The sequence below is a fragment of the Burkholderia sp. MSMB1835 genome, from assembly GCF_001526365.1.
Lineage (GTDB): Bacteria > Pseudomonadota > Gammaproteobacteria > Burkholderiales > Burkholderiaceae > Burkholderia.
In genome coordinates, this window is record NZ_LOYP01000018.1 from 275,120 (window position 1) to 287,678 (window position 12,559).

Sequence of the window (12,559 nt, forward strand, 5' to 3'; positions counted from 1 at the left end):
TCAGCGCTCGCGCGGCGCGGGTTGCGTCAGCGTGACGACGCGTACGCCGAGCTTCTGGCCGACCGCGATCAGATGGCCGGTGCCGATCAGCATCCCGTTCGCGACGAGATGGATCACGCTCTGGTTGATCCCTTGCTGCAGCTCGATTACGGCGCCCGGCTGCAGCGCGCTCAGCTCGCCGAGCGGCATCGACGTGGGCGGCAGCTCGAAGCGCAGGTCGACGGCGAGGCCGTCGAGCGAGCGCGGCGCGTCGGCCGGCGGCGCGTCGTGCGTCGTCGGCGGCGAGTCGGTGCGGGTCGGTTCCAAAGGCATCTCCCTGATTCGTTCGACGGTCAGCCGGTTGCCCGACGGCCGTCCGGTGATCTCCCACGCCGGCGCGGCCGGCAGCCGCGCGACGCACAGCAGGTTCTGCTCGTGCGCCTGCCAGTGCTCGATCGCGATGATGTCGCCGCCGACGACATCGGCCAGCTCGGCCGTCGTCAGCTCGGTGCGGCCGATCTCGAACACGAGCGGCACGGGCAGGCTCGCGTAGGCCGCGCGCGCGTCGGCGAGCGCGGCCGGCGCGGTCGCGAAGAACACGGCCAGCGCATCCGGCGCGTCGAACAGCAGCGCGCCGTGGCAGCGCCACGCGGCGTCGGCGCGCCGCAGCTCGAACCGCAGCGTGGCCGGCGATGCATGCGAGGCCGGCGCGCCGCCCGGCGGCGGCAGCAGTTCCACGCGCTGCCGCGTCGCGGCCTGCAGCACCGCCGCGAGCGGCGCGCACAGGTCGGCGAGCAGCGCCGCGCGGATCACGGCCGGGACCGCCGGGTCGGCCGCATCGCCGAGCCATTCGGTTTCCGCGACCGGGTCGATCCACAGCGTGCCGGCCGCCGGGCCGACGACGAACCGGTACGCGTGCGCATCGGCGGCCGGCTCGGCGTCGACGCGCCAGCGCACCTCGTACGCATGCTCGCCGAGCGTGACCGGGACGGCGCCGGTCGCACAGTACGCATGCGACAGCCCGCGCGCGGCGGCGGCGGACAGGCGCGGCAGGTAGGGCGACGCGTCGAGCGCGACCGCGGCCGGCGCGGCGGCGGGCGGCGGGGAAGCGGCGGGCATGGCCCGGTTCGCGGCGTCGCCGGCGTCGGCATTCGTCAGGAACAGCGCAGGCACGGCGGGATCGGGGCGGATTCGGCGTTGGTTCGACGGATTGTTCTGGGGCCGGCGGCGCCGAGGGGCGCGCGGCTGCTGCGTCGATTGTAGGGACGGCGATGGCCGCGTGCCGCGCCGGAATCCGTAGTCGCGACCGTTGCGTGGAGACGGTGCGAGCGGGGCGCTACGAAGCGCGACGAACGACGGCGGAGGGCGGTGGAGCGCGATGAAGCGGGCGCCGCCACGGCGGGCGGCCAAAAGCAACCGCCGCCCGGAGGCGGCGGTTGGGTGCGACTGGCTGGCGGGCCGGGCGGCGTGCAGGCCGCGTCCGGCCGGCCGGTCGCGAGGTGCTGCGAATCCGCGCAGCGCGGTGGGGAAAGCGTGGCCGGCGCGCCGCGACCGGGCGGCGCGCGGATGACGCGTTATGCGTACTCGGCGGCCATCGACGGTTGTGGCGTCGTGCGCTGCATCGGCGCCGCGTCGTGACGTTCGACGTGCGTCATCGCCGCACCGAACAGCACCAGGCGATAGCCGACCGCGTAGATCGGGATGATCCGCAGATTCTTGTCGTGTTCGAGCTGCAGCTTCGAACGGATCCGCGAGATATGGGTGTCGAGCGTGCGCGACGACACGCCGAGCTCACGGCCCCACACGGCCTCCTGGATTGCCTGCCGCGGCACGATCTTGTTCATGTTGTCGAGCAGGAATTCGACGACGTCGAATTCGCGCGGCGTCACGTCGACGACCTTGTTGTCGATTTCGATCGTGCGGCGCACGAAGTTGATTTTTATATTGTCGATGTACAGGTATTTGCAATCCATGGTGGCCCTCGCATGTCCGTAAAGGAGTGTTTGCGGGCCTTGTGCTGCAACTTCCGGGCCAGGGGCGGATCGTCAGACGGTAATAGCGGGCCGTCGTCGGCGCGGACGGCGCGGCAGCCTTGAATTTAAAAGAATTTTTAACGGGAAGCCGCCGGGCGATCGATGAAGGGGACGGAATGGCGCTGAAGGATTGTTACGTAGCATCGCGTCGCGACGTTACGGGCGTTACGTCCGACGTAACGTGGGGGGCGCCGGTAACACGTGCTCGCCCCGGGTTGGCGGCGGGCGTCGGAAACCCTACATGGAACCCTACATTGGACCCGACATGTGTCAATGAAAACTCAATATGAATCAGTGACATACACGATTCAATTGCCGACATCGAACCCTACATGGAACCGTACGAGGAAGCATGACGGCCGTCGCCACCTTCGAACCGTTGTTTCCCGAAGATCGCGTACTCGATCCGCTGCTCGGGCAGGCCGCCGAGCGGGTCGATTCTTCGCGGCGGTGACTTGCCGTCAGCGATACCCCGCTGGCCGCTGCGCTCGTGCCGCAATTGCGTGCGATGGATTTTTTGAGGCTTTGGCCTGAAGTCGACCAAGCGTGAGCGACGCCGGGCCGCCCCATATCGCGCGGCTTTAGCTCGGAAAAACCGGGCGTTCTCGCGATGCATTGAAAAACGCCGGCCCCGGGGCATGCGTCGCCCGGCAGCCGGCGTTTCCGCGTATCAGGCCTTCGCGCTATCCGCCGAATCGAACGGCAGCATGTAATGCCGCTTGCCGGTCGCCGCGAAGATCGCGTTCGCCACGGCCGGCCCGACCGGCGCGACGCCCGGCTCGCCGACCCCGGTCGGCGCTTCCGCCGACGGCACGATATGCACTTCGACCTTCGGCATCTCCGCCATCCGCAGCACGTGGTAGCCGTCGAAGTTGCGCTGCTCGACCTGGCCGTCCTTCAGCGTGATCGCGCTGTGCATCGCCGCGCCGAGCCCGAAACCGATGCCGCCCTCCATCTGCGCGGCGACGATGTCGGGATTGATCGCGATCCCGCAGTCGACCGCGCACACCACGCGCTCGACCTTCACCTTGCCGTCCGCGTCGACCGAGACCTCGGCCACCTGCGCGACATAGCTCTTGAACGCCTCGGCCACCGCGATCCCGCGCCCGCGCCCCTTCGGCAGCGGCTTGGCCGGATCCCACCCGGCCTTCTGCGCGGCCAGGTCCAGCACCGCGCGCATGCGCGGCTCCTTCGCGAGCAGGTCGCGGCGGAACGCATACGGGTCCTTGCCGGCCGAGTGCGCGGCTTCGTCGATGAATGCCTCGACCGCATAGGCCGTGTGCGAACTGCCGACCACGCGCCACCACAGCACCGGCAGGCCGACCTGGGTCGTGGTGAGTTCGACCGACACGTTCGGCACCGCGTAGGGCAGGTTCGCCGCGCCCTCGACCGACGTCGCGTCGATGCCGTTCTTGACCATGAACGCTGCGAACGGCGTGCCGGCGAGGATCGACTGGCCGACGATCCGGTGGCGCCAGCCCACCAGCCGGCCGTCCGCGGTCAGGCCCGCGTCGAGCTTGTGGAAGTACATCGGCCGGTAGAAGCCGCCCTGGATGTCGTCCTCGCGCGTCCATTGCAGCTTGACGGGCTTGCCGTCCGCACCGAGCGCCTTCGCGATCGACACGGCCTCGACCACGTAGTCCGACCACGCATTCGCACGCCGGCCGAAGCTGCCGCCCGCATACAGCGTGTGAATCCGCACCTGTTCGGGTTTCAGCCCGGCCGTCCTGGCCGCGTTGCCCTGGTCGACCGTCTGGAACTGGTCGCCGGCCCAGATCTCGCAGCTGTCCGCCGTCAGCTTGACGACCGCATCGAGCGGCTCCATCGGCGCATGCGCGAGATACGGGAATTCGTACGTCGCGCCGATCTTGCGCGCCGCGCCGGCGATCGCCGCATCGGCATCGCCGTCCTTGCGCGCCGACGTGCCCGGCTTCTCGGCGAGTTGCCGGTATTCGCGCATCAGCTCGTCCGAGCCGCGCTTCTCCGCCTTCGTGTCGTCCCATTCGATCTTCAGCGCATCGCGGCCCTGTTTCGCGGCCCAGAAGCCGGTCGCGACGACCGCGACGCCGCCCGGCACCTGCACGACCGATACGACGCCCGGCACGGCCTTCGCGGCCGTCGCGTCGAACGATTTCACCGTCGCGCCGAAGCGCGGCGGCCGCTGCAGCAGCGCGACGCGCATGCCGGGAAACGTCGTGTCGAGCGTGAAATGCGCGGTGCCGTTCGATTTCGACGACGCGTCGACGCGCGGAATCCGGTGCCCGATCAACTTGAAATCGGCCGGCTGCTTCAGCGTGACCTTGTCGGGCACGGGCAGCTTCGACGCATCGGCGACGAGCGTGCCGTACGCGGCCGTCCTGCCGCTTTTCGCGTGCGTGACGACGCCGTCGGCGGTGGTCAGCTCGGCGGCAGGCACCTTCCAGCGGGCCGCCGCGGCCGACACGAGCATCGCGCGCGCCTTGCCGCCCGCTTCGCGCAGTTGCTGCCACGAGTTCGACATGGCCGAACTGCCGCCCGTGCCCTGCATCGTGCCGAACGCGAGGTTCGCGTAGCGCTTCGCATCGGCCGGCGCGCTTTCGACGCGCACGCTCGACCAGTCGGCGTCGAGCTCCTCGGCGACGATCGTCGCGATGCCCGTATACGCGCCCTGGCCCATTTCGACGTGCTTCGCGATCACCGTGACGGCGCCGTCGGGCGTGATGCGCAGGAATGCGTTCGGCGCGAAATCGCCGGCCGGCGCGGTCGCGGCGAGCGCGCGGCGGCCGAGGCCGGCCCAGTCGAAGCCGATGGTCAGGCTGACGGCGGCGGCTGCCCCCGCGGCCTTCAGGAACGTGCGGCGCGACGGGCGCACCGAATCGGTGTGGTCGAGTTCGATCGTCATGGTCAGGCTCCCAGCGTCGCGGCGGCGTCGTGGATCGCGGCCCGGATGCGGGCGTAGGTCGCACAGCGGCAGAGGTTGCCGTTCATCGCGGCGTCGATGTCCGCGTCGGTCGGCTTCGGATTCTGTTCGAGCAAGGCGGTGGCCGACATGATCTGGCCGGACTGGCAATAGCCGCATTGCGGCACCTGCAGCTTGACCCACGCGGCCTGCACGGCCTGCGCGGGCTTGCTCTGCAGGCCTTCGATCGTCGTGACGTGCTTGCCCGCGATGCCGGCGAGCGGCAGCACGCACGAGCGGACGGCCTGGCCTTCGAGATGCACCGTGCACGCGCCGCACTGCGCCATGCCGCAGCCGAATTTCGTGCCGATCAGTCCCGCGTGTTCGCGAATCGCCCAGAGGACGGGCATCGACGGATCGGCGTCGAGCGTGACGTTCTTGCCGTTCAGGACAAACGAGGTAGGCATTTTGGGTTGTCTCCGTGGGGAAAACCCGGCGTGGGCCGGATTAGCGCGAGTGTGCGCGAGCCGCCGGTTTTTGCGTCTACCCAATCCTGCAAATTTATTGAACAATCCTGCAAATCCCCTGCGCGCCGCGAGCCGTTTCGCTATGCTCGCGCGACACGGGAAATCATTCGAGGATGCGTCATGGACATGACCGATATCGTGGCGTCGCGCGAATCCGGGCGGCGCGAGCTGGCGTCGCTGATCGGCCGTTTCGCGCCGGCGGACGGCTCGCACTCGACGGCCGTGCCGGGCCTGATGCTGCATCGGCACACGCGGCCGGTCGATCTCGGCTGCGGCGTGTCGCGCGCCGCGCTGGTGATCGCCGCACAGGGCGCGAAGCGCGTGATCGTGGCCGGCCACGCGTACGAATACGATGCGCACAATTGCCTGATTACGTCGATCGACTTGCCGATCCTCTCGCGCGTGACGCGTGCGTCGGCGGAAGAACCGTACCTGTGCCTGTCGCTGACGCTCGATCCGCAGCGCATCGTCGAGTTGGCGGCCGAGATGCGGCTGCCCGAGCCCGACGGGGGCCCGGAAGGCGAAGGGATCGCGCTCGCGGAGCTGACGCCGCCGCTGCTCGATGCGGCGTTGCGGCTGCTGCGGCTGCTCGATACGCCGGCCGACATCGCGGTCGTCGCGCCGCTGATCGAGAAGGAAGTGCTGTACCGGCTGATGACGAGCGGGCAGGGCACGCGGCTGCGGCACATGGCGATCGCCGGCAGCCAGACGCACCGGATCGCGCGTGCGATCGAATGGATCCGCGATCACTTCGCGGAGCCGATGCGCGTCGAGTCGCTCGCGCAGGCGGTCAACATGAGCGTGTCGTCGCTGCACCATCATTTCAAGCACGTGACGACGCTGAGCCCGCTGCAGTACCAGAAGCAGTTGCGGCTGCACGAGGCGCGACGGCTGTTGCTGCGGCAGGGCGGCGACGTCGGGTCGGTGGCGGCCGTCGTCGGCTACGAAAGCGCGTCGCAGTTCAGCCGCGAATACAGCCGGCTGTTCGGCGCGCCGCCGATGCGCGACGTCGTGCATCTGCGCAAGAAGGAACTGCTCGGCTGACGGGCAGCCGGCCGGTCATCGATCGTCATGTCGCGATGACGGTGGGTTGCGGTCGAAGATATCGGCCGCGACGCGCGGTCCGCTGCGGCCCGCTGCGGCCCGCGTCGCAATGGCCGGGCAAGCGATCGTCGTATGCGACACGGCTCGTGTTCGGTTTTCGCGAGCGCCTTGCACGGATGGCTGCCGACATAGCCCGCTTCCCCCGTCACGCGCGCCTTCATGCGAACGCTCCGGCGATGTCGACGAAGCGCCGCGACGGGCGCTCCGGTTTCGCCGACACCCCCGTTGATGCTTGAACGACGCAAGCATCGACCGGCGGCGACCTTCATCGCCTTTTCCACGACACGCCGGTTCAAGAGGGCCGCCGCCTGTATTTCGTGTGCCGTGACGGGCCGTTCGTCGAGAGCCGGACATCGGGCATCCGGCATGCCACGAACGGCGAAGTCCCGCTGCATGCGGGCGCGGCCGGGTCATGACCGTTCGGCGCACGCGTTGGTGTTTCATGCGTGAATCGTGGGGACAGGGAAGTACCCGCGGCGATCGCGGGATCGATACGGTTCGATGCGACGAACCGCGCGCCCAATCAGGTTTTTACGAGATTGACGATGTGCATGCTGTTTTGGGTCGTCATGTTTCAGTGATGAGAAAAGCCGGATAAATGCTCGAAAACGTTTCTTCGATGAATCGATCGTCGGGGATTCATGAAATGGCTGGTCGAATTGAAATGAAAAAGCGACGGGCGCGTTTTTTTTGTCCGGATCTCGCGTTTACATTTGTTTTAGTTGTTACGCCCGCAGCGTGCCGGATGGCAAGGTTTTTCCCCGCACGATCGTGTGGCTATTTTCACGGATGAATCAAATTCTTTTCGTATTTCGGGGGAAACCCGTGTTCCGGCCGTATCGGCGGCCGTGCGGCGCGGGGCATCGAGCGGCCGGAACCCCTTTCGCTCCGAGGTAACGGACGGTTGCCGGCCTGCCGCAACACGCGGTTTGTCAGCGGAAACGCGCGAACCACGGGCCCTGCGTCGAGAGACGGCTCTCAAGTTTGAAACAACCGTCGGCGGGGACGTCCGGCGCGCCCCGGTTTGCCCGATTCGTCCGTCAAATCAAGGCATTGCGTCGTCGTGTTCAATGATCGCCGCCGTGCGGGGATCGTTATCGCGATACATTCGTGAAACGAAAAATGCCGTTCCTGGCGAAATGGGCGGGGCCGGCGGCCGCGAGCCGCGCGCAATGCGCAGTGGAATATCGCATGGCATGCCGTTTGCGAGAGTGGACGCACCGGCGAGCGGTCGACACGATGCAACAACGATGTGGGGGCGGCCAGTTCGTCACGAGCCAGTCGGGGAAGCGGCGATGAACACTATAAGCAGTGGCTTGACCCGCGCGTTTCTCGCGCACCATAGGGGTAGTCGGATCGATGGGGGTAGCGCTTGCGACGCAGTGCCAGCGTCGTCGGTGGCGCCTTGCCGATTGCCCGCCCTCCGCGCGCATCGCGTGCTGGAGCGCTTGTCGTTTCGCGCGACAACCTGGCGACAGCGATGCTCGACTTCATTCGGCGTTCCCGGGTGGGGCGCGCTGTTCGTGCCGGACAGCGTCGCGCCGATTCCTCTTCAACCGTGCAGAGCCGTTTCGATCGCGCCGGGCCAGTGCCGGCGCCGGCTGGGCTAGATCGAACGCGCGTCGGCCGGGTTATCCGGAAGGCCTTTCTTCGTCAGCTCAGGGAGCAGACATGTCGTCTGGCTGCAATGCAAGTCCGTCGTCGCCCGGCTGAAGGGCGCGTGTCGAGCGGGCGCTGCGTTTTGCGGTAGTCGATACATTCGCCAGTTTTCAATTCCGGAAACGGGTGCCGGTGCCGGTATCCGTTTTGGACGGGGTATTGAAAACCGCGAGCCGGAAAGATGTGTGCGTCATTCCGGTAAATTTAATGAATGGTGTTTAGAGTGAATTCCAATGTTCATAAAAATGATAGAAAACACCTACTCATAAATTTTGGATAACTTATAAACATAAAACTAGACTTCGGCTGGCCAAAAAAATAAAAAGCCAATTTACGAGCCTGAAATAATTTCTTTATTCGATAGCAATCCTTATTTTTAAGGATTGTTCGAGGCGGGAAGGTCGATGGCGTGCGATCTTCCATGCTCATTCTCTTCACGCCGTTATGGAGTCGACCATGAAGAAGCTTCTGATTGCAGCAGCAGTTCTGGCGGTTTCGGGTGCAGCGTTTGCAGCGAGCGGCACGATCTCGAGCAGCAACTCGTCGAGCGGTGGCCAGACGATGGCCGGGGTCGCCGGGTTCGGCCACTTCACCGCAACCGATTCCGGCTCGGCACTCGGCGCAGCCGGCGCAATGGCCGGTGGCGGCAGCAGCGGTTCGGTCTCGTACACGAACCACACGCAAACGTCGACGGTCGGCGGCTTCGGCTTCGGCGGCGCACAAGCAGGCGGCAGCAGCGGCGCGAACGCGGGCTCGACCGGCTGGACGTATCACCACTAAGCCGCGACGCGTAGCGTTCGTCATTGGCTGGCGGTACGGATGCCGGGCTTTGTCCCGCCAGGGCGGGCCCGGCTCCGCCACCGTCGAACTTCCTCACAGCAAGGAATTGCTATGAAAGCCAAAGTCATGTTAGCGACAGCGCTCACCGTCATTTCGTCCGCTGCGTTGGCGGCCGGATCGTCCACGACCAACCAGACGCAGTCCGTTGCGGCGGGTGTTTCCGGTTCGGTGCTGGTCGGCTCCGGCAGCTATACCAGCAATTCGACCTCGACGGCCGGCGCGAATGCAGGAAGTACCGTGACACCCGCCGGCTCCGCCGGTACGGCGTCCGCTTTTCACAACTCGACTTCGACGGCCAGCGGTTCGGGCACGAACGGGGGCGCGTTCGCGGCAGGCGGCGGGATCGGCGCAGCGGGCTCGTTCGCCGGAAACGGCAGCACGAACGAGAACGCGAATGCGCTTTCGGGAGGGGTGACCGCCACGATCGTACTCGGCGCGAACCACTACACGGCCACGGGCGCGAACGATCACGGCACTGCCAACGCGGGTGCCGCGGGGTGGACGGGCAGTGGCGGGTCGGGCGCGATCGCGGGCTCGAATCACTTCAACTCGTCGAGCGTGTGGAGTACCGGTCCGGCCGGTTCGCCGTCCGCGTCGGGCGGAAGCCAGGGCGACTCGAGCGCGACCGGGAGCAGTCATTAGTCAGGTGTGGGGGGGACCAGTTTCCCAGCGACGCTGGTCTCTTTTCCGCATCGTTGTCACGTAAGGAGTTGGCATGAAGCAGAACCTGATTGCCGCCGCTCTGATGCTCGCGTCTCTGACGGCGTATGGCGCTGACCGTGCTGCCGATGGTGGGCAATCGAATATGCAGACGTCAAACAACCTTTCTCAGACAACCAAACCGTCAGAACAACAAACGCTTTCGTCGGGCAGCGCCATCGGCGGACCGGACGCCCAGCAATGGCAGGGCATGTCGGCCGGATCGTGGTCCCAGCTGGGCAGCGGCTGGAAGCAGTTCGGGGGAGCAGCGAAAACTGAAGGCATTCAGGGGAATTAGTACGGTTGCCTGGGTGGGAGGTCAAACCTCGTCCGGAGAGTGAAATGAACAGCAACAGGATCAAGGTGGCATGTGCGGCGATGTTCGCGATGACCACGATCGGCGCCCACGCGCAAACCGCCGATTCGACGTCGAGCGCGCAATCGTCGACCTCGTCGACGGCGATCAGCCAGGGCGGCGGCTCGAGCATGAACACGAATACGACGAGTTCGCGCGGGGGGAATGCCACCAGCTCCAGCGGGGTGCGCGGCAGCGGCAATTCGAGCGTGAACGTCAACGTGACGATGCCGGCCAGCACGGCCGGCGGCAACGTGACGCCGCAGAGCGTGAACTCGTTGCAGTCGTCCGGCGCGCCCGGCACCAACCCGTACAACACCCAGACCTCGGAAAACGTCAATTACTCGGGCACGCAGACGATCAAGACGAACCCGTCGATCCAGGCGCCCGGCCTCACGACCACGCTGTCCGATACCTGCATGGGCTCGGTGAGCGTCGGCGTGTCGTTCCCGGGGTTCGGCGCGACGGGCGGCACGACGCTGGTCGACCAGGCCTGCGTGCGGCGTCTCGATGCGCGTGAATTCCGTGCGATGGGCCTGACCGACGTGGCGCTCGCGCTGTTGTGCCAGAGCGATGCGAACCGGCGCGCGGTGGAGGCGACCGGGCATCTGTGCCCGGGCACGACCGCGCCGCTCGCGCGTTCGAACGTGGCGCCCAGCGTCGAAGCGACCGTCGCGGACGACATCAAGTATCGCGATCCGATCGTGCGCGACCGGATGGGCCTGCCGCCGCTCGGCTCGGCCGCGCCGGCGTCCGCGCCGACGCGCCCGATCGAGACGACGTCGATGCGCGCTGCGGCGGTTTCGGTGCCGGTTCCTGTGCCGACGATGGCGCCTGTCGCCGCCGCTCCGGCTGTTGCGACGCCGGCTGTCGCCGCCGCGGCCCCGGCGCCTGCGGCGGTTGCGGCGCCGGCCGTTGCCGCCGCAGTCCCGGCTGCCGCGGCGGCTGCCGCACCCGCCGTCGCCGCTACCGCGCCCGCAGCGTCGGTGGTGCCGGCTGCCGTCATGGCTACCGTGCCGGCAGCGGCCGTCATCGCTGCACCGGCCGCACCGGCCGTGGCGGACAAGGCTTCGCCGGCGCCTGCCGCGCCGGTCGCCGAGACGAAGGCGCCGGAGCCCGCGCAGCCGGTCGCCGACAAAGCGCCCGAGCCTGCCCCGGCAGTGGCCGACAAGGCGTCCGAGCCTGTGCCGGCCGTCGCGGACAAGACGCCCGAGCCTGCCCAGCCCGTCGCCGCCAACGCACCGGAGCCGATGCCGGCCGCGACCGACCCGGTGCAGGCTGCAGGCGAGCCGGTTGCCGAACCGATGCCGGCGGCAACCGTCGCCGTGGCGCCGGCTGCCGATGCGAAGGCCGCCGAGCCGGCGCCGCAGGCAGCCGCCGAAGCGCCTGCGCCGGAGGCCGCGCTGCCTGCCGTCGCGGCAGCGCCCGCCGACATGCCCGCAGCGGACGCGAAGTTGCCGGACGCAGCCGCGGCCGCAACGGCTGCGCCGCCCGCCGACGTGCCGGCGCTGACCGATCCGGCACAAGCGTTGTCGCCGGCCACGGTCGACCAGCAGGCCGCACCGGCTGCACCGGTCGCGCCGGCGCCGGCCGTCATCTCGACGAGTACCTCGTCGTGAGCATGCGGGCCGGTTTGCCGTGCGACCGGCGCGCGGGTCGCACGGCAGGCGTTCGGCCCGATGCCCGACGGTTTTTTCCGGTTTGACGGGTGTTGTTCCCCTCCCCGAGGTCAACACCTCTTTTTGCGTGACGAGGATGCGAGGAGGCCGCAATCATGAGGATCTTTTTGGTCGCTTTGCTGCTGGCCAGCGTGCAAGCCGCTGCGCAGTCGGTTTTCCAGAATCCCGCGGTCTTCGTCATCCTGAACGAGCAGACCCTCGCGAACGCCGCGAGCGTCCAGCAGGCGCTGTCGACGCTCGGCCGTCCCGACAACACCGCATGCGCGCCGATGGTGATGATCGGCGACCCGCAGATGGTCTACATGATGCCGGAAGCGGGCCATGCGCCGTCGTGGCAAGCGCCGGTATACGGCCGCGGTGCGCCGTTCGATGCGCAGAGCGGGCCGAAGTCGACCGGCAAGACGGTCGGCGCGACGCAGCACACCGAGGCGATGCAGACGCAACCGTGGAGCGACGGCAGCGCGATCACGCAGAAGATCGCGGGCGAGTCGAGCGTCGCGGCGGCCGACCGGGTGAACGAATGGCGGTACACCGGGCTCGCCAGGATCGAAACGGCCCGCGCGTCGGACGTGACGGTGAACGGCAAGACCTACCGCGCCTATCGCGACGATCTCAACGGCGCGGCGAAGCCCGCCGTCGAGCCGCAGATCTACACGCAACGCGTCGTGTTCTGCCGATAGCGCGGCGTCGATTCGAGGACGGAGCGGCGCCGCGCCGCGGGACCCCGGGCCCCGCCACGCGCGATCGGCAACGGCCGCTTCGATACACAACCTTATGCGGCGAGGCAATCGTGAACCATTGCTGTC

Annotated in this window: 10 protein-coding genes; 6 read left to right on the forward strand and 4 right to left on the reverse strand. The window is 67.7% G+C overall.

Features of this window, described 5'->3' with window-relative positions:
• From sctQ to WS96_RS09040, 4 genes are all read right to left on the reverse strand, one after another.
• Positions 1 to 1,152, reverse strand: a complete 1,152-nt coding sequence (sctQ, locus tag WS96_RS09025; protein ID WP_059832019.1) for a type III secretion system cytoplasmic ring protein SctQ — start codon at positions 1,150 to 1,152, stop codon at positions 1 to 3.
• A gap of 401 nt (positions 1,153 to 1,553) precedes the next feature.
• Positions 1,554 to 1,952, reverse strand: a complete 399-nt coding sequence (locus WS96_RS09030) for a winged helix-turn-helix domain-containing protein (protein ID WP_059832021.1) — start codon at positions 1,950 to 1,952, stop codon at positions 1,554 to 1,556.
• Between the two features lie 730 nt (positions 1,953 to 2,682).
• Complete coding sequence (locus WS96_RS09035; RefSeq protein ID WP_059832023.1) at positions 2,683 to 4,893, reverse strand: xanthine dehydrogenase family protein molybdopterin-binding subunit; 2,211 nt, start codon at positions 4,891 to 4,893, stop codon at positions 2,683 to 2,685.
• 2 nt (positions 4,894 to 4,895) lie between these two features.
• Complete coding sequence (locus WS96_RS09040; RefSeq protein WP_034204443.1) at positions 4,896 to 5,357, reverse strand: (2Fe-2S)-binding protein; 462 nt, start codon at positions 5,355 to 5,357, stop codon at positions 4,896 to 4,898.
• Between the two features lie 180 nt (positions 5,358 to 5,537).
• On the opposite strand from WS96_RS09040, the gene WS96_RS09045 reads away from it, so the two are divergent.
• From WS96_RS09045 to WS96_RS09070, 6 genes are all read left to right on the forward strand, one after another.
• Positions 5,538 to 6,461, forward strand: coding sequence for an AraC family transcriptional regulator (locus tag WS96_RS09045; protein WP_059832025.1), 924 nt, complete (start codon positions 5,538 to 5,540; stop codon positions 6,459 to 6,461).
• A 2,175-nt stretch (positions 6,462 to 8,636) separates the two neighbouring features.
• Positions 8,637 to 8,960 carry a hypothetical protein gene (locus WS96_RS09050; protein WP_059793470.1) on the forward strand — a complete coding sequence of 108 codons (324 nt, stop codon included), beginning with the start codon at positions 8,637 to 8,639 and terminating at the stop codon, positions 8,958 to 8,960.
• A 111-nt stretch (positions 8,961 to 9,071) separates the two neighbouring features.
• Entirely contained in the window at positions 9,072 to 9,662 is a 591-nt protein-coding gene (locus WS96_RS09055) for a hypothetical protein (RefSeq protein ID WP_034204446.1), read from the forward strand.
• Between the two features lie 73 nt (positions 9,663 to 9,735).
• Positions 9,736 to 10,017 (forward strand): hypothetical protein, encoded by a 282-nt coding sequence (locus tag WS96_RS09060; RefSeq protein ID WP_034204447.1) that lies wholly within the window; start codon positions 9,736 to 9,738, stop codon positions 10,015 to 10,017.
• A 44-nt stretch (positions 10,018 to 10,061) separates the two neighbouring features.
• On the forward strand, positions 10,062 to 11,693 hold the full coding sequence (locus tag WS96_RS09065) for a hypothetical protein (protein WP_059832027.1): 1,632 nt from the start codon (positions 10,062 to 10,064) through the stop codon (positions 11,691 to 11,693).
• A 155-nt stretch (positions 11,694 to 11,848) separates the two neighbouring features.
• Positions 11,849 to 12,433, forward strand: a complete 585-nt coding sequence (locus tag WS96_RS09070; RefSeq protein ID WP_059832029.1) for a hypothetical protein — start codon at positions 11,849 to 11,851, stop codon at positions 12,431 to 12,433.
• The last annotated feature ends 126 nt before the right edge of the window (positions 12,434 to 12,559 follow it).